This window comes from Niallia circulans (genome assembly GCF_007273535.1).
Lineage (GTDB): Bacteria > Bacillota > Bacilli > Bacillales > Cytobacillaceae > Niallia > Niallia circulans_B.
The window spans coordinates 1,050,383-1,073,304 of sequence record NZ_RIBP01000001.1; the positions used below are offsets into that span (position 1 = coordinate 1,050,383).

The 22,922-nt window shown below is 38.6% G+C and carries 17 protein-coding genes and 1 riboswitch; of the genes, 3 read left to right on the plus strand and 14 right to left on the minus strand.

Annotated elements, in window-relative coordinates; genetic code table 11:
* Positions 1 to 643: 643 nt before the first annotated feature.
* From CEQ21_RS06010 to mmuP, 12 genes are all read right to left on the minus strand, one after another.
* A complete protein-coding gene (locus CEQ21_RS06010) occupies positions 644 to 1,810 on the minus strand; it encodes a sialidase family protein (RefSeq protein WP_185763703.1) in 1,167 nt (388 codons plus the stop codon).
* Between the two features lie 432 nt (positions 1,811 to 2,242).
* Complete coding sequence (gene pdxA / locus CEQ21_RS06015) at positions 2,243 to 3,247, minus strand: 4-hydroxythreonine-4-phosphate dehydrogenase PdxA (protein WP_185764111.1); 1,005 nt, start codon at positions 3,245 to 3,247, stop codon at positions 2,243 to 2,245.
* Complete coding sequence (locus CEQ21_RS06020) at positions 3,195 to 4,529, minus strand: four-carbon acid sugar kinase family protein (protein ID WP_185764112.1); 1,335 nt, start codon at positions 4,527 to 4,529, stop codon at positions 3,195 to 3,197. The genes pdxA and CEQ21_RS06020 overlap by 53 nt, the downstream gene beginning before the upstream one ends.
* 9 nt (positions 4,530 to 4,538) lie before the next feature.
* The gene (locus CEQ21_RS06025) at positions 4,539 to 5,702 is read right to left on the minus strand and encodes an iron-containing alcohol dehydrogenase (protein ID WP_185763704.1); all 1,164 of its coding nucleotides are present in this window, start codon (positions 5,700 to 5,702) and stop codon (positions 4,539 to 4,541) included.
* A 47-nt stretch (positions 5,703 to 5,749) separates the two neighbouring features.
* Positions 5,750 to 6,649 (minus strand): 4-hydroxy-tetrahydrodipicolinate synthase, encoded by a 900-nt coding sequence (dapA, locus tag CEQ21_RS06030; protein ID WP_185763705.1) that lies wholly within the window; start codon positions 6,647 to 6,649, stop codon positions 5,750 to 5,752.
* A gap of 165 nt (positions 6,650 to 6,814) precedes the next feature.
* Complete coding sequence (locus tag CEQ21_RS06035) at positions 6,815 to 8,575, minus strand: sigma-54-dependent Fis family transcriptional regulator (protein ID WP_185763706.1); 1,761 nt, start codon at positions 8,573 to 8,575, stop codon at positions 6,815 to 6,817.
* A gap of 434 nt (positions 8,576 to 9,009) precedes the next feature.
* Positions 9,010 to 9,504 carry an LURP-one-related/scramblase family protein gene (locus tag CEQ21_RS06040; protein WP_185763707.1) on the minus strand — a complete coding sequence of 165 codons (495 nt, stop codon included), beginning with the start codon at positions 9,502 to 9,504 and terminating at the stop codon, positions 9,010 to 9,012.
* Between the two features lie 370 nt (positions 9,505 to 9,874).
* Entirely contained in the window at positions 9,875 to 11,008 is a 1,134-nt protein-coding gene (locus CEQ21_RS06045; RefSeq protein WP_185763708.1) for a glycerate kinase, read from the minus strand.
* 22 nt (positions 11,009 to 11,030) lie between these two features.
* Positions 11,031 to 12,302 carry a GntP family permease gene (locus CEQ21_RS06050; protein WP_185763709.1) on the minus strand — a complete coding sequence of 424 codons (1,272 nt, stop codon included), beginning with the start codon at positions 12,300 to 12,302 and terminating at the stop codon, positions 11,031 to 11,033.
* Between the two features lie 121 nt (positions 12,303 to 12,423).
* On the minus strand, positions 12,424 to 13,545 hold the full coding sequence (locus tag CEQ21_RS06055) for a sugar diacid recognition domain-containing protein (RefSeq protein WP_185763710.1): 1,122 nt from the start codon (positions 13,543 to 13,545) through the stop codon (positions 12,424 to 12,426).
* Between the two features lie 708 nt (positions 13,546 to 14,253).
* On the minus strand, positions 14,254 to 15,189 hold the full coding sequence (gene mmuM / locus CEQ21_RS06060) for a homocysteine S-methyltransferase (protein ID WP_185763711.1): 936 nt from the start codon (positions 15,187 to 15,189) through the stop codon (positions 14,254 to 14,256).
* Complete coding sequence (mmuP, locus tag CEQ21_RS06065) at positions 15,167 to 16,573, minus strand: S-methylmethionine permease (protein WP_185763712.1); 1,407 nt, start codon at positions 16,571 to 16,573, stop codon at positions 15,167 to 15,169. The genes mmuM and mmuP overlap by 23 nt, the downstream gene beginning before the upstream one ends.
* A 71-nt stretch (positions 16,574 to 16,644) precedes the next feature.
* Positions 16,645 to 16,748, minus strand: a riboswitch (SAM riboswitch).
* Between the two features lie 292 nt (positions 16,749 to 17,040).
* Between mmuP and CEQ21_RS06070 the strand changes: the two genes are divergently transcribed.
* Positions 17,041 to 18,252 (plus strand): CynX/NimT family MFS transporter, encoded by a 1,212-nt coding sequence (locus CEQ21_RS06070; RefSeq protein WP_185763713.1) that lies wholly within the window; start codon positions 17,041 to 17,043, stop codon positions 18,250 to 18,252.
* A 201-nt stretch (positions 18,253 to 18,453) separates the two neighbouring features.
* Entirely contained in the window at positions 18,454 to 18,939 is a 486-nt protein-coding gene (locus tag CEQ21_RS06075; protein ID WP_185763714.1) for a CBO0543 family protein, read from the plus strand.
* Between the two features lie 11 nt (positions 18,940 to 18,950).
* Here CEQ21_RS06075 and CEQ21_RS06080 read toward each other — a convergent pair whose 3' ends face one another.
* Positions 18,951 to 20,585 (minus strand): M20/M25/M40 family metallo-hydrolase, encoded by a 1,635-nt coding sequence (locus CEQ21_RS06080; protein WP_185763715.1) that lies wholly within the window; start codon positions 20,583 to 20,585, stop codon positions 18,951 to 18,953.
* Between the two features lie 75 nt (positions 20,586 to 20,660).
* Positions 20,661 to 21,401 (minus strand): IclR family transcriptional regulator, encoded by a 741-nt coding sequence (locus CEQ21_RS06085; protein WP_185763716.1) that lies wholly within the window; start codon positions 21,399 to 21,401, stop codon positions 20,661 to 20,663.
* Between the two features lie 296 nt (positions 21,402 to 21,697).
* On the opposite strand from CEQ21_RS06085, the gene CEQ21_RS06090 reads away from it, so the two are divergent.
* Positions 21,698 to 22,894 carry an ornithine--oxo-acid transaminase gene (locus CEQ21_RS06090; protein ID WP_185763717.1) on the plus strand — a complete coding sequence of 399 codons (1,197 nt, stop codon included), beginning with the start codon at positions 21,698 to 21,700 and terminating at the stop codon, positions 22,892 to 22,894.
* Positions 22,895 to 22,922: the final 28 nt, after the last annotated feature.

A 22,922-nucleotide genomic window follows, 5' to 3' on the forward strand; every position in this document is an offset into this window, starting at 1 on the left:
CTCCTCTCTCTTATGTATTGATAGTTTGCTAACATAATGAAAACTATCAAGGTCTTAGTGAACCTGAGCAGCTGTTGGGTTATTAATTCTACTCTCCATTCTTCGCACCACATTCTGCTAGGTGAAGTGAACGAATATATTTCTCACCTTTTAAGGGGATGAGCAGCATAAGCCTGTTGAATTATTCCATCAAAAGACTGCATCAAGTATGGATAGTTATTGGTCTACTTCTAAATTCCATAAATACCACACACTCATTCCATCCAGAGAACATTTTAAAACACTTAGCCACCATCCTAAAGACAGTGCAAATACAATTGGGTACTGCAATTCCATTTCATGCAACGTTGCCTAAAATTGGGTTAGATATGCATGTAGGATGATATGTAAGTAATTGCGCTAGGCCACTCTAAGGACGCAGCACACTGATGCTAGCGTTACGAATTGGCCGCGGTGTCTGTCTCCAAGGCTTGTACATGCCAAAGGCCTTGCTGTAATTAATACGATAATCATAATGTTTACGCTTACAAGAAACCAAAGGACCAATCACCAATCATTTTATGAACTGATCCTATACTATGTCTTTTATTTAATAGAAGAATAAAACTAAAGCCCGTTTTTAATAAATATTATAATTATGTGATTAATTTATTTCGCCAGATGTAGGATTATATACACCTTCATTTTCACGTTTTTCACCATAGATATCTTCAATTGAAAAACTGTTATATTTTACACATAGTCTATTCTTATATGCGTATACTAAATGTAAAAGCCCTTTTCCATCCTGATAGATTGTAGGATATTCAAATTGTGAATTATTTGTTTTATTCTCTGCTCCAATGTAACCTTCTGCATATTCAATTATTCGACCGATCGGCCAGGTATTTCCGCCATCTTCAGACACTGAGACTACTACCGGGTTTCTTAATCCAGGCCATGCTACTTTACCTTTTTCAGGATTATTAGCAGAATTTGCATTGTATGCAATTGCAATTGCATCATTGTTTAGTTTGATTGCACTTATACTTGAATTATTATTTGGTAAGATTGTTGGCTCAGGTACCGTCCAAGAATCCCCATAATCCTCCGATTCACTTCTATAAATATAATCCGCAAATCTACTTCTCATAAATGCCACTAAATGACCAGCTTCTAATTCAATAACATTGGCATGTACTCGGCCGTTACTTTCAGGCATGCGTACTTCTTTCCACGTTAGTCCCTCATCATCTGATACTTGAAATACTGTAGGATCGTTTGTAAGACCTAATTTTGAATCTTCACATACCCATGTGCTAAATATCCATCTACCATTACTTAATACTTGAATTGTTTGTCTGGCAAAGACACCAGACTGACTAAATAATACTTCTGGTTCAGTCCAATTCTCACCATTGTCATAGGTTTTCTGATATTTGATAATCGACGTAAACTGCATATTATCTTTATCTGGTTGTCGGCCTTCCTGAGAAGTATATATTAACCAGACCGATTTATCTGGTGCGTGGAAAAATGATGGATTTTGCTCACTACGAGTATCATCTCGCGAGATAATTTTCGGTTCATTCCACTCTTGAGTTTCATGATTAAATTTTGATAATACAATTGAAATATCAGGACTCCCCTCAAAGGAACCAGCAAACCATGCACATAATAAATCTCCATTTTCCAACTTAATAATAGTTGGTGCATGTGCAGTTGGAAAAGGACCAGACGGAATTAAAGAAAAATCAATATTTGTATAATCATTATGATATAATTTGCCGTTTGGAATGGACTCATTAACTACTAATTTATTATTACTCATACTAATCACCCTAATCACCTTATCTTTTTAAATTTAATGCCTGCCCTAATTAGTGCTTTATTGAATACTGAGACTTTACGTCCATTGTGAAGCAGACAAATATAGGCTAAACCTTTAATGATTTTTGGTCCACCTTTTTTTGCATTATATTCAATATCGACTACTATTTAGTGATCATGCTATATATTCTAATCTGTCGATAACCATCATCATCTTAAAAGCTCTCTATATTCATTTAATCCACCTTAGTAAGGGGTTACATTTTTAGTGTAGCTATTTTGATATTACCGCCCGATACCAATGGTCTGTGTTTTCTAGGGAACTTAAAATTATTTCTAAGTGCTAAATGTCCAAATGAGCCCAAATCAATCAATTCAGTATACACAAAGAAATTTCCCATTAAGTTCCCTTAAAACTTTCTTTTTCATATCCTTAATTGCAAACTTCTTTTGGAGACAAATCAGCAGCAGATTGGATGGCTGCAAGCATACTTCTTTCATCAGCAATATTTTTTCCGGCAATATCAAATGCAGTGCCATGGTCTACAGAAGTACGAATAACACCACCATTTAAACCAACCGTGATATTAACACCTTCTTCTAAACCCAGTACCTTTATTGGCACATGGCCTTGATCATGATAACAGGCAACAACAAGATCAAAATCACCACGAACCGCTCGGAAAAACACCGTATCTGCAGGGTGTGGACCGCTTACATTTATTCCTTCAGCAATTGCCTGCTCAATTCCCGGAACTAGTTTTTCTTCCTCTTCTCCTTCTCCAAACAAGCCATTTTCACCCGCATGTGGATTAATTCCGCAAACTGCAATTCTTGGATTTATATAACCCGCACGTGTTAGTGTTTCGTGGGCAAGTTTCACCACTTTATACGTCCGTTCTGGTGTAATAGACTGAACCGCTTTAATCAGGCCAACATGTGTGGTCAAATGGATGACCTTTAATTTAGGTGAAGATAACATCATTGAATAATCCACCGTTTCTGTTAATTCTGCAAGAATTTCGGTATGTCCCGGATATAGATGTCCTCCCTTATGAAGGGCTTCTTTATTTAATGGTGCGGTACAAATTGATTGAATCTCTTTATTCATCGCCAGTTCAACAGCCATCTTCAAATATTGAAAGGCTGCATCTCCCGCTTGTGGTGATAACTCTCCAAATGGTAGATCAGCAGGTAGTAAATTTAGATCGATACAATCAATCCTGCCAAATTGAAATTTGCTTTCAGTGACAGATGCAACCTCCGCAACAGTTAATGGTGCTTGAGTAATACTAATGGCTCTTTTAATCATTTTAGCATCACCAATCACAACTGGTCTGCATATTTCATAAACAGTTGGATGGCCCAAGGCTTTCACGATGATTTCAGAACCCACTCCTGCGGCGTCGCCCATGGTAATCCCTATTATCGGCTTCATCATATTCCCTCCCATGAAGTTTATGTAATGCTTTCAACATGACTTCTTTAGAGCCAAAGTTTCCAGCTTTTGTTACAATGAAAAATTCTCTGTCAGTATATACCCGGCCAAGCGGGACACCTGATTCTATCTCATCCATTAAAATAAATTCATTCGCATTTAATTGAAGGAAAACTTGCTGAGCAGTATCTCCTCCAGTTAAAAATAGATACTTTAAATCATGATTACGGATCATTTCTGCCGCAAATTCACCTAATCTCATTGAGATTATATTACTGATTTTAACAGCATCATATCCCAGTTGCCCTCCAATTTTCCGGGTTTCATTCACATTATTCGAAGAGTATAACACTACATTTTTCCCTTGTGAAATGTCCTCTTTAGCCTCAGACAGGATTCGCATTAGTTCGATTGACTTCAAATTTTCGTCTTGCAAAACTTTAGCCGAATTCATTTCCAGTCCAACAGTATCTGAATTGTTCAAAAGGTGCTGCAGCTGAGACCTCCCTGTTTCACTAACACTACCAACAACCAAGAGAACTGGTTCACGATGGATTGGTAGAGTAAGTGCTTTTGGGATTTGTTTCATTCCGTATTTCTCCGGTAAATAATTCATTAAACCGGCAGAACCCACCCAAACGACGGAGAAATCCGTCTTGTGAATCAATTCCACTAACTTTTCTAAATCAGACTCTAAAACAGAATCAACCGTAATGTAAGAGACCTGATTGTTCTTAAAGGAAACCAATTTTTCCACAATCGTGTCATATCCTTGATGAATCTCTTGGAATGTAATATGCTCTACCTTTCGCTTCGATTGATTCTCTATTAATCTTTTAATTTCGGAATCCGTGACAGGTGTTTTTGGATCTTTTGCCACCTCGGTATTCTCCAACTTAACGGAATTTAAATAATGAATCCCATTGATGACTTTACGCCCATTCACCGGGAAGGCAGGGGCAATGATCACAAAATCCGGGCAAAATGCATCATAGATGGCATTGATTTCCTCACCAATATTCCCTCTCATGGTCGAATCTATCTTTTTATAGACCATGTCAACAGGCCCGGATTTTATCGTATCACAAACCTTTTTTACTCTTTCGTAAGCCTCTTCCCCTGTAACAGAGCGGCTGTCTGTATTGTAAATAACTGCGTCACAGTCGTTAATTTTTTCATCATGTTCCTGCACCACTACGGACACCTTTAAACCAAATCTAACTAGCTGCCCTCCACAATCACTTGCTCCCGTTAAATCATCCGAAATGACTGATATTCTCATAGTCAAGTATTATAGCAGTTCGCGATAAATCGCTTCAATATCTGCTATGCTTAATTTTTTCGGATTATTATTTAGTAAGCGGGTGACTTGTGAGGCTGACACAGAAATTTCCGGCAATTCTTCTTCTTTAACACCATAGTTTTTAAGATCTTGAGGAATTTCCAACACATTTGTCCACTCAACGATTTTTTCTACAACTTTTTCTGCCAATTGGCTATTCGATAGACCTTGAGCACTGATTCCCATAGGTTCAGCAACTAAAGCCAATCTGTCTGCTATCGCATCCATATTGTATTTCATGACATGTGGAAGGAGCATTGAATTTGCCACACCATGAGGAATTTTATATTTCCCGCCTAAAGGATAGGCCAGCGCATGTACGGCTGCTGTTCCTGCACTTGTTAATGCCATTCCACCATACATAGACCCTACCAACATTTTTTCTCTTGCCTCAATCGATTGTCCATTTTGAAACGCTTCCACAATACTGGAAGAAATTAACCGGATTGACTCTAACGCAAACATATCACTGATTGGATTTGCCTTTGTTGAAATAAAGGATTCTAAAGAATGAGTAAAGGCGTCCATTCCTGTTGCAGCAGTGATTGGCTTAGGTAATTTTAATGTGAGAACAGGATCAAGGATAACAAGGGTTGGAAGTAAAAGCTTACTTACAATACCAACCTTTAATTCTTGGTCTGGCAGGGTGACGATCGCATTTGGTGTAACCTCTGCACCTGTTCCAGAAGTGGTTGGAATTAAAATCGTTGGAGCCCCTGGATTCACGACAAGGTCCGTTCCCAAAAGCTGCTCAACCGAAGAATCGTTTGTTTTTAGCACGGAGAGAATTTTCGTTGTATCAAGCACACTCCCCCCGCCAATTCCAATCAATACATCATAATTCGTACTTGCTGTTGCTTCAAATACTTGTTCAATATTCTCTAATGTTGGTTCTGGCAGAATATTTGTATTAGTATCAACCGAAACTCCCTTTGCCTCCAATTGACTAACTATCTGTTCAACAAAGCCTAAATCCATCATTGGAGGCTGAGTGATGATCAATGCTGATTTCACTTCAACTCCTAGTAGATTCAATTTTTCTCCAAGCAACTGAAGTGAGTTTGGTCCTGCTACAATATTCTGTGCAGTTTGAAATTGATAAATCGTTTGCATTTCCATCCACCTTTCTATTCCGTTATGTTGTATTTTTATATTTTTAATTAGTTTGTAATCGAAGCTTTTTGTTGTTTATACTTTTCCACCATTTTAGAGACAATTTCTAGCGCATCTCCTGAAATCTCAGAGACAGGCATTTTCGGCGGTCCCACTGGAACACTATAAAGTTCTACCGCTTTCTTTAATACAGAAGGCAAGGTACCATGTTTAAAGGTGTTACGAAGAGGCTCTAATTTCACCTGATTTTCCTCTGCCGCTTCTATATTTCCAGCTAACCAGCTGTCGTAAATTGCAACTACAACATCTGGAACCATATTGGCTGTCGCAGCAACTGCTCCTTTTCCACCAGCCTGTAAGGTTTGGAGAATTAAAGAATCTGTACCGGCAAAAACGGAAAAATCTTCGTCCTTTGTTGCGTTGATATATTTCTCGATGTTGTCAAAGCTACCGCTGCTATCTTTGATTCCAACAATATTTGGCACTTTAGCCAGTCGTGCAACGGTTTCAGGTTCAAGGTTAACTCCTGTTCTAGCCGGTATATTATATAAAAGAACAGGCAAGGAAATACTCTCAGCTACCTTTGTGAAATGAACTGCCATTTCTTCTTGCGTTGGTGAGATAAAGAACGGAGTAATCAAGGATAAAGCATCCGCGCCCAACTGTTCCATTTTTTGTGATAACTCAATTGTTTCCTCTGTACTATTACCGCCAGTACCAACGATTACAGGCACTCTTCCTTTTGTTTCCTCTATGACAGTCTTAGCAAATCCTATTTTTTCCTCAGTATTAAGTAGGTGAAATTCACCGTTTGTCCCAAGAATGAAGAGTCCATGTACACCTGAATCAAGCAAATGGTTTGTTAACTGTCTTGTAACAGATTCGTTGACTTTTTGTTCCACTGTTAATGGTGTCAACATTGCTGGAATGATTCCTTTTAGTTGCATATCCTTACACCCTTCTAATTGAATTGTTTAACTTTTAAACAGTAATAAAATCGCTTACATGCTGAATTATAAATCAATATGTTTATTTTTACAATAAACAAACTAAATAAAAAATTAAAAAACACCAAAACTGTTTAAAAATGAAACAATTTTGGTGTTTTTTATCTATAATTCTTTTAATTTTCTCCATAAAGTGGTTCTATTAATGCCTAGCCTTTCAGCCGTTTTCGTTTGATTCATACCTTCTTCAACCCAAACTCGCCTGATGATTCTCTGTTCTATTTCCTCTAAGGTACCTTTAAGATCCAGCTGAGCCATTTCCGTTTCCTCTAACTTTGTTTTTAAAATATAATTCATATCTTCTTTTTCAATAAAAGGTCCATTTGCTATCAGTACAGTTTCATTTATAACTTGTTTCAATTGGGTTATATTTCCCGGCCAGTTATAATTCTCTAACTCTTCCATAGCTTCATTGCGAATCCCGGCAATTTGCTTTCCATACCTTGTATTAGCTTCATTAATAAAAATACGAGCGATATGATCAATATCTTCTTTTCGCTTTGATAACTGCGGAAGACTTAATGTCAATTGCGCCAACAGATAATACAAGTCACTTAAGAAAGAACCACCTTCAATCATGTTCAAAATATTCTCTCTTGAGGATGCGATAACGCGCGCCTCTAGGTTATTCTTTATAAAATAGGAAACCAATTCCTTCTGAGTAGATAAAGCAATTGCATCGATATTTTTGAGGAAAATTGTTCCATTATCATTAGAGGAAAGCAGACCTTCTTCTTCACTTAACAACAGGTTCCACTGTTCTGCATTTAAAAGCGAACAATTTATTGTCATAAGAGGAAAGGAGCGTTTGGAACTGCGAAAATGGATATAGTGAGCTAATTTTTCCTTCCCTGTTCCTTTTTCACCGCTGATCCAGATCGATTCTTTCTTCTCACTATATCTTTCAGCTGATTTTATTATCATTTTCATCTGGTTACTTTTTATAAACGAAGATTTGATTGGGCTAGAATTCATGAGTGAAGAGATGTTTATACCTTCAGAAAGCCTTTTTTTATCGGATTCCACTCTTTGTAATCGAAACAAGACTAGTGATATTTCTAGCCCTTGTAATATAGACCCCTTTACCTTCCAAAACTCGTTGCTGTATTCAATTAAAGAGGTATATTCACCTTTTAAACCAACTTCTGTCACTGCCTCTTCGATTTTAACGGAAGCATTAAAGGTTGTATTTAACTTTTCAGTAAAGCAGGAATTAGAATAGACATTATTGAATGTTTCGTCAAACACTACAATGCCATCTTTCTCTTCTTGAAGAATTTGTTCGGTAATCGATAATTTTTTTCTAAGTATGGAAAAATAATTGTGAATTTTTTTTGCATTTTGAAAGGCCTTAAGGATGCTTTCTTTTCCCGAAGTAATTAACACCCCATTCAATCCAAGATTTTCAGCTTCCTTCACGGTAATTACATCACCTATAATGACTTCATATCCCTTTTCAAGCAATTGTTTTAACGTTGGTTTAACTTCTTCCTCCTTTGAAATAACAAAGGGGGAAATATCAATTTCAAGTATTTGACAGACAGTTGCTGCACCTTCCGATATGGGAGGAAAGCCAACAATCGCAGCCTTACCAGGATAGTCTTTTACAAGAGTTAACACTCGGAGCATATCATATCCGGAAACTTCAATTTCAATAACAGGAATGGAGACTTTCTTTTGAATAAGTTCTGCAGTCCCCCCTCGGCTAATAATAATATCGTATCCCTGCTCTGCTGCACTACTGGCGAGTTCCACACCTTTTTCTAAATCTCCAACCTCCACATGTATTTCAATGTCTTGATTACGGCCTATTTCTATAATTAATTCTCTTAACCCCTCATAAGGGGCAATCGCCAAAACCTTCACTTAACATCACCTTCTGTTGCATTATTAAACAATACTTATCTATACTATACCAAAAAACAAATAGCAGTGTTTATTTTTTCAAATGTTTTCTAGCAGATTACCTAATACATACTTCCATAGAGTTGGTTCTCATGATTTTTAATTATAAATTAACTAAATCAGTTGAACTCTTCCTAAGATTGCTGGGTTAATGTGCATGATTTACATTTTACGCACCAATTCACTTTGTTTTCGTGCATACTCTTATAGTGCTCTTCTCCATTAAATTTAAAAGAGACTGGAACATTAATAACTTCTTATAAATGAAAAAGTGAATTCAGACAGCCGAATTCACTTTTCTTTCATGAATATTCACGTAAGACCTTATGCAGTTACTGCATATTTCCTTTTGTTTTCTGCCAATAATGCATGATTTATATTTCGATGTCCCGCCTTCATGTCGCCGCCGAAGAAGCCGCTGCTTCATCAGCCTTCACACAATCAATTGCAACAACCAACGCAATAATAATTGCCTCCATGTCTTCCTTGACTACTTGCACCTTATAGCTGTCACCCCAAGTGAACCACTCCTTGCTAACTGTACCAATCACTTCACCATGCTGCAGAACCTGAAAATCCATATCCCACCAGTTCCCCTGCACATCAATACCTGCTGCATCTATCGTATAACGTGGTTTAAAAAACGAAAATTCCTTTCTTATCGTTAATTCCTCTTGACCATTGACTTCAACATAAAACTTCGGTAAAAAGCTGAAAACCTTTTTCGTAATAAGGGCAACTTCTTGTCTCGCTGTATTCATAATGGAAAAGGTCTTTGGTATCTGCATAAAGCTTCCTTCTACATAATAAATATCCTGTTCCTGCTGATCCTTGACTGTAAACTTTCCACTTAAACTGAATACCTTTTGCTTTATATAAAGTTGTTTCATAAGGAACCTCCTTGTAAATTGGCTCTTTCTTATCCCGATTAATAACTATCTTCTTTAGTATTAAACCTAACCTATTTACGTTATCATTTATAATTATTTACGTATTATTCATTAAAAAGTTTCAATATCCTATCTGTTCATAAGAAGGAATAATTGATTTCTAGTGGATTTATATTTTTCTCACATAATTAAAAAAGTAAAAGCTCCAAGGCTTTTACTTTTAATTACAATATAATTTTACTCATTAAGTAATCGGTGTTCCACTTCAACATTAAAGTACCTAGTCTACACTCTGCCTCCACTAACTCTTCTACTCTGTCAATTACAAGAAAGCTCACTGATGCTTTACAAGGTTTGCACCAATTTATTATCATTTTTTCAACTGCCAAACTGCCGCAATATTTCGTGCTGTTCTCGCGACAAATTCGTCTGCATGAAGAAATGCCTCCTGTAAGGATACTATCCCGGGAACGATGCTGAATATGGCATCAATGCCGTACTCATGAACAACATCGCTATCGCTTGCGACGTTGCCAGCAATCCCGATCACAGGCACACCGTGTTGCTTGGCTGTTTTTGCAACACCGATTGGGGTTTTTCCGAAGATGGTCTGTCCGTCAATTTTACCTTCGCCTGTAATGACTAAATCAGCTCCCGCAATGATGTCGGAAAGCTTTGCCGCTTCCATAACAATATCGACCCCACGACTTAATTCAGCTTGCATAAATGCCAGCAAACCTCCGCCAAGACCGCCTGCGGCACCGGCTCCAGGCACATCTGCTATTTTCACGCCGAGATCTTTTTCAATAATTTCCGCATAATGAGCAAGGTTTTCATCCAGTTGGTTGACGATTTCTGGTGTCGCCCCTTTTTGTGGTCCAAAGATGGCAGAAGCTCCTTTTGGACCAATAAGCGGGTTATCAACATCGCAGGCTACTTCTATTTTGACATGTGCTAATCTAGAATCTAAGCTGGATAAATCAATGGCAGCGAGATCGCTTAAAGCCCCGCCTCCTTCTGCTATTTCTTGTCCGTTTGAATTAAGAAAACGTACACCGAGCGCTTTCGCCATCCCAGCTCCGCCGTCATTTGTAGCACTGCCGCCAATTCCGATAATTATATGATTGACATTATATTCAAGTGCAGCAGCAATCAATTCGCCTGTGCCTCTTGTTGTTGTAAGTAGTGGATTTCTTTTAGTTGCTGCAACTAAGTGAAGGCCAGAGGCGGCGGCCATTTCAATTACCGCTGATTTTTCATTCCCTAATATGCCAAAAAACGCCTCTGCTGCTTCTCCCAATGGTCCAGTAACTGTTTTCTTGATGATTCTTCCGCCTGTTGCATCAACTAAAGACTGCACAGTGCCTTCTCCACCATCTGCCATTGGAACCTTCACATATTCAGCATTTGGAAGAACCTGCTTGAAGCCTCTTTCTATCGACTCTGCTACCTGTAATGCTGACAAGCTTTCTTTAAACGAATCTGGTGCAAGGACAATCTTCATTATTTTTGCTCCTCTCTATTTATTAGCCAAATAAGTGAAAAACTCCATAAATAAGCGTCGAAATAAGTGCTAATGTGAAACCAACTAGCGTTTCATAAGGTATCAGCTTTAAACGCTCCTTCATCTCCATATTGACACTTCCGCCTGTTGAATGGAAAAAGCTGCCGTGCGGGAGATGGTCGAGCACTGTTGCTCCTGCGTGAATCATTGCTGCCCCAGCAAGTGCGGACACCCCCATATCTAAAATGGTTGAGCTAAACACTTGGCTCGCAACCGCTGTTCCTGCTGTTGTTGAGGCTGTTGCCGCTGACATAAAGATACCGGAGACAGGTGCAAGTACAAAGCCTGGCAGTCCAAGGAGATTTAAACCATCAATGAGCACATCCTTTAGGCCAGAGTTTGCAATAATACCTGCTAATGTCCCTGTTCCAAGGAGCATGATGGCAACACCTGTCATCTTACCTAATCCCGAAACAGCATAATCATTAATCTTTTTCCCTCTTCCCATTACAATTGCCCCGACAATACCACCAACTGGCAAGGCAATCATTGGATCAATACTAATATTAAACAACGGTCGTAATGATAATAATAGTATCGTTACAACAGGTGCAATAATAGCTGTTAAGAAGGAAGGAAGCTCCAGACTATTAGGCGTTTCTATTTCCTCTACTTCAATTGCTGAACCTTTTTTCACGAGTTTCTTCGCGAGTATGTAAGTAACGATTAGTCCGAAGACAGCTGGAATGATACCTGCAGCCATAATCGAGGTTAACGGAACATCAAAGGCATCTGATGCTGCAATCGCATTGGGGTTTGGTGACATAATATTCCCTGCTTTTCCTCCGCCAATCATCGCCAGTAGTATAGCCATTTTTGAAATGCCTGCCTTTTTAGCAATGGCTAATGCAATAGGTGCAACTGTTATGACCGCAACATCAACAAATACACCAACAGTTGTCAAAATCATTGTCGCTAATGATAAAGCGAGAAGTGCCCGCGTTTCGCCTAGCTTCCTAACGATTGTTTCGGCAATCACAGCAGCTGCTCCAGATTCAATCAGGACACCAGCAAGCACACCGGCAGCCAAAATTCTTAAAACAGCAGGAATGATGTCCTCCGCACCAGCCATCATTAATGACACTGTATTGACTATATCGACTCCTCCAACAATTCCTCCGACTAAGGCGCCGGCAATCATCCCATAAGCAGGAGAAACCTTCTTCAGTATTAAAACGATCGCTACGACAAGTGCAACAATCGCTCCTAACGCACTTACTTGTATGTCATCCATAAGAGTTCCTCCTCGTTTGTTATAATTACATTGTAAGCGGTTTCTTGTATTTTTTCTTTGGACACAGCATAAAAAATAAGCTTGGCAGCACCAAGCTTTTTTGTGCATTTGCACAATTTTGTTAGGAAAGCTGGTTTTGCAGGACCGACAGATAAAGCTCCACTAATTCCTTCAATTTTCGCGGGTCTTTGCCTGTCAGTTCATTAATTCTCTCCAAACGGTACCTAAGTGTATTGCGATGAATAAACAGCTTGCCTGCAACTTTATTGACATCGCCATTTTCCTCCACATACATAAGCAATGTTTCAAGCAGTTCCCCTTTTTTATCGTGTTTCTTGAAGTACTCAACATATGATTCAATGCTGACACTTAATCCCAACTCTTGCGCTTGTGAAAGAAAAATCGGCAGTTTACTATCCTTTGAGAAATATAGTCTTGTATCTGGATACAACTTCTTACCAACCTTTAAAGCGTGAACAGCCTCCTTATAAGAAACGCTTAGCCCATCCATGCCACTATGATACGAGCCTAGCGCAAATTTAACTGGTATTCCTGCATGGTTTTGAAAGTAATATGCCCACTTCTCCAGTTCAAGCTTTGTAGCAGCCTCGTTCCATAATCCGTCTTTTAAATCTATCTTTTTTAATAGAATAATATATTGCTGGTGAACCACATGAAGGTCATCCTTTAACAGCTTTGAACGGAGCGATTTAAACACTCTCGCTTTATCTTTTGATGCAATAATTACTGCCGCTCTTGGGATAGACACATCTATTCCAAGCCGTTTGGCCCTGTCAAAAAAAAGTGAATCGAAGCTTTCCTTCCCATCCAGAAGCTTTGTGACAAGCTCCTCCTTAAGTCGTTCATCCCATTGCATTTCCTCCATTAAAAATGCTTGCTGGATAATCATCTCGGCCGCCATCTTCACTAGTTCTCCATAATTTCGGATTTCCGCTGGATCGCCTGTAATCCCAATAACTCCGACCACTTTGTCGAAAGATTTGATTGGCAAATTAATGCCTGCTTTAACGCCATGGAACTGTGTAATTTCTGTATTATCAATTTCAAAGCCAGCCTGCGTTTCAATCACCTTTAATGCGCCTTCATGAACAGCATCAACCCGCCGCTCATCTCCAGAGGCTATAATAATCCCTTTTTCATTCATTACATTAATATTCCAGTTAATGATTGTCATTGTTCGGTTGACAATTTCCTGTGCTAACCGTTTGTCTAAGTATTTCATCTACTTCCTCTTTTCTGACACAAAAGGATATTTATCATTGTTATATCTATCATAACATAGCTGCCTTTTTTGCTAATTTATCTAGATTTATTCTTTTACAAAAAATAAGTCTAGTAAAAAAGCATGTCCAGTTATGACCATACTGTTAACAACTGGACATGCTTTTTAGTTTTTAGACGACATCTTAGTACGGGCAATAAGAAAATACATCGCGTGCAGGATAAAGAATATTACCACAAAAATAAGGAAATCCACAAAGACATTTAATGGGGCATTTTCTACAATGAAATCATGAAGAAAGAATGTAATACACAAAACAATTAGGGATCCTAAAACACTTTGTTTCCAAAAAGAACTATATGCTATCTTTATGACAAATACCTCCTTTTACTCGCGCTCTAGAAACTAGCATCTAATTTGAAACCGATTTAAATAAAAGTTAACAAATTCATTGACAGGTTTTTGTCGAAAGTTGTCGTATATTTGCATGTGTCATAAATTAGACAAAATTACGGATTTTAACAAATCAAACATAGTTCAGATATTAAATACTTGGTGGCTATCTACTTCTCTAAAGGCTGAAACAAATCTATTACCATTTTAAATCTCAGGTTGTTAGTAATTATTATCAAATAGGAAGGTTGAACAACACCTTAGTGTACAAAAAAAGACCACTCCAAGTATAAGTGGTCTTCCGATTTACATCATTCATTTTCGCCATTCTCTAGCAATCTCTTCAATATCCCGTGGAGATGTTCGGCAGCATCCGCCAATAATACTCGCTCCTGCTTGAAACCATTCTTTATGGTTCAAACCGGAACAGGCTTCCTCACCATGCCATGTTTTCGTGTCTGGATTATATGTCTCGCCTGAATTCGGATAGACAATGATTGGTTTATTTGTACTGTCTTTAAAATTCTTGATTGTATCTGTAACAATTGTTGCCGGAGCACAGTTTAACCCAATTGCAGCAATTTGGTCGTTTTCGACAAACAGACTGCCACAATCTCTGATTAGTGTACCGTCACTGATTTCTGAATCTGTTTTTAAAGAAAACGACAGCCATGCATATGTATCTGGAAATTCCTTCAGGAGAGTCGCTAATACTGTTGCTTCCTGCAATGATGGAATTGTTTCAAATGCTAGCAGGTCAGCACCTGCTTCTATTAAAGCCGTCATTCTGCTGCGGTGGAAATCTGTCAATGCCTCATCTGATACTCCGTAATTGCCGACATACTCTGATCCATCTGCCAAGTAGGCTCCATACGGTCCAACTGATGCTGCAACTAACGGCTTCGGTCTAGTTGGCTGTTTATGCTTCTGCCAATAATCATCCCTAGCTTTTCTTGCTAAAGTAACGGATTTTTTTATCAACTCTAATGCCACTGTTTCATCCATCCCTCTTTTTGCAAACCCTGCAATGGAAGCCTGATAACTTGCGGTGATGGCACAATCTGCTCCTGCTTGAAAATATTCCGTATGAACCTGATAGATTAGCTCTGGATTCTCTAGTAGTACACTTGCCGACCAAAGTGGATCATCTAAATTACAGCCATGCGATTCTAATTCAGTCGCTAACGCTCCATCTAAAATTATTAAAGGGTAATCTGTTAGAATCGTCTTAATTGGATTGCTGCTGAACATAGTCGACTTCCCCTTTCTTCTTAAGCTTCTTTGTGATGTAAAAGCTTATATAGCAGAATACGATAAACGGAATTCCACAATATAATGCAATTCGTTGTGTTGGATCAAAGGCTATGCCAATACATGATACAAGACAGAGTACAAATGATGCAATTGGTACAAAAGGATACAGCGGTGTCCGGTAAACAAGGTCGTCAACTGAATTTCCTTCTTTTAAATACTGCTTGCGGAACAAAAACTGGGAGGCACTTATGCTCATCCATACAGCAACAACAGCAAGTCCAGAAATGGACACTAATACGATATAAACGGTGCCTGGTGCAATAATGCTTGATAAAAGGGCCAATCCTCCGCCAAGCATGCTGAATATGACAGCATACACTGGAACACCATTTTTAGATAGCTTTTTAAATCTTGGAGAAATAGTATTTTTATCTGCAAGTGACCACAGCATTCTTGATGATGCATAGAGTCCTGAGTTCGCGGCTGACAAAATAGCAGTCAAAATCACAAAGTTCATAATATCTGCTGCATAAGGAATACCAATTCGCTCAAAAACAGCCACAAACGGGCTTTCTAGTACACCAGCTTCAGAAGATGGCAATAGTGCTGACAAAATAAAGATCGTACCAACAAAGAAGATAACTAGACGCCATAATGTTGTGTGAATCGCTTTAGGTACTGTTTTTTCTGGATTGGCTGTTTCGCCTGCGGCTATTCCGATTAACTCTGTTCCCGAAAAAGCGAAGTTAACTGCCAGCATTGTCATAAACACTGTAACAACTCCATTTGGAAAAAGACCACCACTTGTGAAATTACTTAGCAATGGTGCTGACTGTGTATGAGTCATTGGAATAATCCCGACAACAGCTCCTAAGCCAAGTATAATGAAAAGTGCGATAGCTATTACCTTAATAGAAGAAAACCAAAACTCAGATTCTGCGAACATTCGCACTGTTAGAATGTTCAACACCAATATTAAAAGTGCGAATATTAAGCTCCAAATCCATACATTAACAGTTGGAAACCATCTTTGCATAAGAAGTCCTGCCGCTGTAAATTCCGATCCTAATGCAACAGTCCATGTTAACCAATACAGCCATGCAACTGTATAGCCTGTGGCTGGATTGATGTATTTAGCTGCGTAGCTGTGAAAAGCTCCTGTTTCCGGCATATGTACAGCCAGCTCTCCTAAGCACAGCATTACTAAATAAACGACGAGTGCTCCAATAAGATAAGCAAGAATGGTGCCTATTGGGCCAGCCTGCTGTATCGTATAGCCTGAACTCAAGAATAGTCCTGTTCCAATAACTCCTCCAAGTGACAGCATCACTAAATGTCTCGTTTGCATCTTTCGTTGAAATTGTTCTTTGTTGTTTTCCATCCAAACTCTCCTTAAAATATCCAGAAAAAAACACACCCTAATTAGAGTGTGTCGCTGACAAATAAACTAAGCTCTCATCTATCAGGGAGTCAACACCCACTGGAATTAGCACAGTGTCCATAGACCTGCTGCTGAGGCTTCATAGGGCCAGTCCCTCCACCTCTCTGGATAAGAAATATTTTTTTAACATTACCAAGCTATGAAATTAATGTCAATAGGGTCGAGTCTGGCAAAACAGCAGAGAATTATTCTTGTATTTCTTATTTAAATGGGGCATATGCAAGTTACCTGTTACTACCAACACTAGTTTCTGTGTGAGGAATATTTCAATATAACAAAAAAACAATAAAATTAATTTCTATTATAAACTAGTTAATCATCTAGCTACTATTTTTAAAACAAAAAAACTAGCTTTGTTATGTTATACTGGATAAGGTTTGCAACATTAGAGAGGAGTTACCAATATAATGGACTTATCAAAATCATCTGAGTATAACAAATCTAAAACTATATCTATTTATTTACTTATTGCAGGGATTGTCCTTGTCGCTTTCAACCTTCGCCCGGCAATTACTTCTTTAGGACCTCTTGTCGGCTTTATTCAGGAAGACGTTGGACTTGCCCATTGGAGTTCAGGGTTACTGATGAGCTTGCCCTTAATCACATTTTCCGTCATGTCACCTCTTGTACCGAAAATATCGGGCCGATTATCAAATGAAAAGGCCCTTCTTCTCGGTCTTATTGTATTATTAACAGGCATTTGTTCAAGATCCATTCCATACACCTTTTTCCTTTTCGCTGGGACACTACTTATCGGAATTGGTATAGCTATCGGCAATGTCCTTCTGCCAGCAATTGTTAAGGATAAATTCCCAACAAAATTTGGTCTAATGACAAGTGTATATTCTACTTCTATGGGTATTTTCGCTTCCTTAGCTTCAGGTCTTAGTGTTCCGCTAGCTGAAGGAAACGGTCTAGGCTGGCAAGGTGCTCAAATGGTGTGGGGCATTCCCGCTGTAGCCGCGATTATTGTCTGGTTTTATTTACAGAAATACAATCGGAATGATAGCGCTGAAGTTACAAATACAAATCTAGTTACACCGACAAAAGTTTGGTCTTCTCCAATTGCTTGGCAAATTGCTATTTTTATGGGCTTTCAATCGTTTTTATTTTATGTGACGATTTCATGGCTGCCGGAAATTTTGCATAGCTATGGAATGAGTATCGAGACTGCAGGATGGATGCTATCCTTTATGCAATTAGTGGGTTTACCTGCCAGCTTTTTCATCCCATTTGTGGCAAGCCGTCTCAAGTCCCAATCTTGGATTTCCTTAGGTTTAGGCATTTGCGCGATTTTAGGCTATTGCGGGTTATTGTTAAGTGCTGACCACTACCCGATTTTAATAATCAGCATCATTTTAATTGGTTTAGCTCTTGGCGGAATATTCCCATTAGCACTAAGCTTAATTGGTTTCCGTTCACAAAGTGCGAAACAAGCAGCAGAGCTTTCCGGAATGGCACAATCAACAGGTTATATTCTTGCTGCAGTAGGACCTTTGTTCATCGGTTCCCTGTTTGATTGGACACATGTATGGTCAATCCCTCTTATCACCCTTATTTTTGTCGCAGCGATTGTTACAATATTTGGAATGATGGCAGGACGAGATAGACATATTTAATAGTCAACAGACACGAAATTTTAATACTTTAATCTAAGCTAAAAGGCCTTGCCAGAAGGTTCTTAGTCAACATGAACACCGAACAATCTCATTGACGATTGTTCGGTGTTTTTTATTTAATTTACTCGGTTAATAAATCATCTAAAGATAAATATTTAAATTCCACAAGGACAAGCTAAGGAAAAACAAAAGGAGAAAAAAATGTCTAAGCGGAATGAATTGAACTTCTTACGATTATTATTATTTGCAAGCATTGGTTTATTTATAAACATGATAAGAAAGCCGCCGCTAAAGGAATGGTTAATTATCTTTTTGATCAAAAGCTATATTGCCTCCATATTAGATAATATTGCCGTAAAAAAAGGCTATATAAAATACCCTGTAAGAATATTTAGGATGTTTGATATTAGTGTACTTTTCAGCTACCTTATTTTCCCTGTCACATGTGTTTATTACAACCAAGCGACAAAGGATTCCAAATTGCCAGGAGTGTTAATAAAGTGCCTCCTTTTCAGTATTCCATCAGCAGTCGCGGAGCATTTTATTGAAAAAAACACGAAGCTTGTTGAATATAAAAAAGGCTGGAACTCTTTTTGTAGCTTTACTTCTATTGCTTTCTCCTTCTTGCTTGTAAGGTTATTTATGGCCATTGTTCGCAAAGTGGAAAAAGCCCAAGCAAACAACTAGATTATATGATGTTATGCAGAAGGATTGGCTGCAAATATTGATGCAATGCTAAAGAAAAGAAGGTCCTTTAATGTGACAAATGCATAGTCAATATCCAATCTTTCTGTCCACTGGTGGGCATCAAAACCAACAGGTCCGATATTTAATACAGGTACGTTGAATGCTTCTAATTCCTTAAGAGGAACAGAGTATCCCCTCTCCCACATCGGCATATTAGCGGTAAGTGATATCATGGATGCAGCAGGATACTGCAAACCAGCATAGCTTAAATCAGATATTCCATTAAAGTAGTTTCTTTTTTCAAAATCTACTCCATGTGAAGCTAATCCATATTTTTGAATGGCTTGCACAACATTATTGATTAATGGATCTTTATAGGAGCTTATCGCTGGATAAAAGGGCGGCGCAAAGAATAAGATCATCATTGGTGCCAGCTCCTTACATAAAATCGCTAGCTTATCGACCATTTCAATTGTGGCCTCTCTATCATCCATTGTTCCTTTGTTTTTCAGGATATTTGCATGGATACTTTCCACACTTTCTTTTCCATACTTTGTCACAGCATACTGACTCAGTTCATCAAATGTTAATACAGTAACTTTCATGTCAGGCGGCACAAAAGGAGTATAGTTTGCAAACGCAGAAGCTTGTTTTTGATAGGAACTAGCTATGTTAGCTGCTGCTTTTTCAGCAGTTTCTTTTAATAAGGATACGACATCATCCATTTTTTTCTCTAATAAAAATAAATTAAATAACGTTACTGCCCGATGCGGAATTTGCACAGAATAGTCCTTTTTAATCCCATATTGTATAAGATTAGTTGGCGGTGGCGTAACTTCTCCTTCTACTATTTCGCATAAATCGGTATTTAACTCAAATGCCTCGGTCAATAAGGAGACCATATAATTTGCATTTAAGCCAGCAAAGGGTTCCCCAACATGCGTTTCTTTTCCATAGCATAAAAAGCCTGGCAGCAATTTCCCAATTGAGCCCGTATAAATATATTTATTTTGGTCTCCAGGATATCGCATAAACATCGGCTCACTATTTAATACCGTCACATATTCCAAGTCATGTTCCTGGGCAATTTCCACTAAAACAGGGACAGCCGCTCTCATGCCGACAGAATTCACTTCCTCATCTGGAACTGTTACTAGCAGAATATTTCCATCGAACTCTCCATTGCATGCTTTTTCTAGTATAGACATATGGAGCGCAAGCCCACATTTCATGTCCATTGTTCCCCTGCCAAACAACCAATTTCCAGTTTCCATATCGTTTTTGACTTGGCTTGGTAGCTCTTCCTTATGCTGCTGAAATGATTCTGTAATTTTTTGCGGCTCAAATGCGTATTCCTTCCATCTTCCATAATCCTCTACATCAACTACATCAAAATGACTGATAAGTATGACTGTCTTTTTCGTCTGCGGTTGATTTTTCACAAGACCAGTAACAAAATACGTTCCGTCACCTGTTGGATTTTTTCGCAGATACTCTGGATTTTCTTGAAAATACTTCAAGCTTGTTAACTGATTTATGACAAAGTCAGGCAGCTCCTTTTCTGCCTGTGAGCCTGTAATGCTAGGAATTTTGACAAGATTACATAAAAGGTCAACTAATTGCTCCTTTGTACTCCATTTCTCCATGACATAGCCTCTTTTCTTTTCCGTATGATGAAATTACTTTCCATTCACTATATAAAAATGGACAGAACCCGCAAATTATGTGGTTCTGCCTATTGCTGTTGAAATTTCGTCTGCCGCTTTCTTTATACAATGAATCAAATAGGATAAACGTTCTTCACTAACACGATATTGGACGACACCAATACTGATTGCCCCGACAATATCATGATTAAAATTAAAGACAGGTGCTGCAACAGATATTGTGCCATCTGTTCTTTCACTGAAGCTAGTAGCATAGCCTTGTTCTTTAATAAGAGTTAAATGGTCAAATAATTCTCTTCGTTTTTCTTTAGATTTTGGCAGCAGCTCCATCACATTTGCCTCGATTGTCTCTTCTGGCATATTAGCTAGAATGGTCTTATTGGGCGCTCCGATGTGAAGGGGAATTCGCAAGCCGATTTTGTCAATAATTCGCACATTTGTTGGACTGTCCACTCGTTCGATTATGATAGCTTCCTTCCCGTCTGGAATATTGAAATAGATACTTTCCTCTACTTGAAGTGCTAGTACTTCCATAACTTCTCGTGCTTTCGTTCTATAATCAGCTTTCTCAAGCTCCCTCAAGCCAATCTCCATCCATAAGCTTCCGAGTTTATATTGCTTCGTATGTTGGCTTTGCAGTACGAGGCGATGTTGGATGAGTGTATTTAATAAGCGATGGACCGTACTTACTGGAAGACTCAAGCTTTCAGCGATTTCTGAAATGGACCACCATTCTCCTTTATCAGACGCCATTAACTTGATAATGCTTAATGCTCTATCGATAGACTGTACCATAATGACCTTCATTCTGTTTTTGACATAAAAAACCTTTTCACACCATCAATGTAGCAGACAGGTAAACATTGTGCAATATAATTTTTAAAATGTTGAGAATTATTAAAAAATTACCTGTAACAAGCATTATAACCCATTGACTTAATACTGAAATTATTTGACAATAAAAGTGATTTCCAAATTGTAGATATGCTTTCCACATTGCGGAAAAATAACTAAATTATTTTATCTTTAACAACACACCATACGATATATACACACGTTTGAGAAACCACCTAATGAATGGAGGAATCCTTATGTCTATGTCAGAAAGGATTATAAGGCAAACGGAGAAATACGGAGCTAACAATTATCATCCCCTGCCAATAGTAATTGAAAAAGCGGAAGGGGTTTGGGTGGAGGACCCAGAAGGCACTAAATATATGGATATGCTTAGTGCCTATTCTGCCGTTAACCAAGGACATCGGCATCCGAAAATTATTGCGGCTTTAAAAAATCAGGCTGATAAAGTGACACTAACCTCTCGAGCGTTCCACCATAGTCAGCTCGGTCCATGGTATGAACAGCTTAGTACTTTAACAAATAAGAATATGGCACTGCCTATGAATACTGGTGCAGAGGCTGTTGAAACGGCTATTAAAGCGGCAAGGCGATGGGCCTATGATGTGAAAGGCGTCAAAGCTAATTCAGCAGAAATTATTGCATGTACAGGAAATTTTCACGGCCGCACGATGGCCGCCGTTTCGTTATCGACTGAAACTGAATACCAGCGTGGGTTTGGTCCATTGCTTCCTGGCTTTACACTTATTCCATACGGAGATTTAGACAGTCTTGAACGAGCGATTACCCCAAATACTGCGGCATTTTTAATCGAGCCGATTCAAGGGGAAGCAGGTATAATCCTCCCGCCGTCCGGCTTTATTAAAGCAGCATTTGAGCTATGCAAACAGCATAACGTTCTTTTTATCGCTGATGAAATTCAAGTTGGCCTTGGCAGAACAGGAAAAATGTTTGCCTATGAGTGGGAAGACATTGAGCCAGACATGCTTATATTAGGTAAAGCACTTGGCGGTGGCGTATTTCCTATTTCTTGTGTTGTCGCAAACAAGGATATTCTCGGTGTATTCAATCCAGGATCACACGGATCCACATTTGGCGGAAACCCCCTTGCATGTGCCGTCTCCATTGCATCATTAAAAGTCATTAAGGATGAAAAGCTTGCAGAACGGTCCCATGAGCTTGGCGCTTATTTCCTTGCCAAACTGCAAGAAATCAAACACCCAGCAATTAAAGAACTTCGTGGCAGAGGCTTATTTATCGGCATGGAATTACATGTGGAAGCGCGGCCATATTGTGAGAAGTTAAAGAATCTTGGCTTACTTTGCAAAGAAACACACGATACTGTAATTCGGTTTGCGCCGCCGCTGATTATAACTGTGGAAGAATTGGATTGGGCCATTGAAAGGATTAATCAGGTGTTTACCACAGAATAAGGAAGATAAGTAACAAGAAGCTGATTAG

Excerpts from the sequence above, each read along its gene's own strand:
- CEQ21_RS06010 (WP_185763703.1), bottom strand. The coding sequence starts at position 1,810 with ATGAGTAATAATAAATTAGTAGTTAATGAGTCCATTCCAAACGGCAAA.
- pdxA (WP_185764111.1), bottom strand. The coding sequence starts at position 3,247 with ATGAAGCCGATAATAGGGATTACCATGGGCGACGCCGCAGGAGTGGGT.
- CEQ21_RS06020 (WP_185764112.1), bottom strand. The coding sequence starts at position 4,529 with ATGAGAATATCAGTCATTTCGGATGATTTAACGGGAGCAAGTGATTGT.
- CEQ21_RS06025 (WP_185763704.1), bottom strand. The coding sequence starts at position 5,702 with ATGCAAACGATTTATCAATTTCAAACTGCACAGAATATTGTAGCAGGA.
- dapA (WP_185763705.1), bottom strand. The coding sequence starts at position 6,649 with ATGCAACTAAAAGGAATCATTCCAGCAATGTTGACACCATTAACAGTG.
- CEQ21_RS06040 (WP_185763707.1), bottom strand. The coding sequence starts at position 9,504 with ATGAAACAACTTTATATAAAGCAAAAGGTATTCAGTTTAAGTGGAAAG.
- CEQ21_RS06045 (WP_185763708.1), bottom strand. The coding sequence starts at position 11,008 with ATGAAGATTGTCCTTGCACCAGATTCGTTTAAAGAAAGCTTGTCAGCA.
- CEQ21_RS06050 (WP_185763709.1), bottom strand. The coding sequence starts at position 12,302 with ATGGATGACATACAAGTAAGTGCGTTAGGAGCGATTGTTGCACTTGTC.
- CEQ21_RS06055 (WP_185763710.1), bottom strand. The coding sequence starts at position 13,545 with ATGAAATACTTAGACAAACGGTTAGCACAGGAAATTGTCAACCGAACA.
- mmuM (WP_185763711.1), bottom strand. The coding sequence starts at position 15,189 with ATGTTCAGCAGCAATCCAATTAAGACGATTCTAACAGATTACCCTTTA.
- mmuP (WP_185763712.1), bottom strand. The coding sequence starts at position 16,573 with ATGGAAAACAACAAAGAACAATTTCAACGAAAGATGCAAACGAGACAT.
- CEQ21_RS06070 (WP_185763713.1), top strand. The coding sequence starts at position 17,041 with ATGGACTTATCAAAATCATCTGAGTATAACAAATCTAAAACTATATCT.
- CEQ21_RS06075 (WP_185763714.1), top strand. The coding sequence starts at position 18,454 with ATGTCTAAGCGGAATGAATTGAACTTCTTACGATTATTATTATTTGCA.
- CEQ21_RS06080 (WP_185763715.1), bottom strand. The coding sequence starts at position 20,585 with ATGGAGAAATGGAGTACAAAGGAGCAATTAGTTGACCTTTTATGTAAT.
- CEQ21_RS06085 (WP_185763716.1), bottom strand. The coding sequence starts at position 21,401 with ATGGTACAGTCTATCGATAGAGCATTAAGCATTATCAAGTTAATGGCG.
- CEQ21_RS06090 (WP_185763717.1), top strand. The coding sequence starts at position 21,698 with ATGTCTATGTCAGAAAGGATTATAAGGCAAACGGAGAAATACGGAGCT.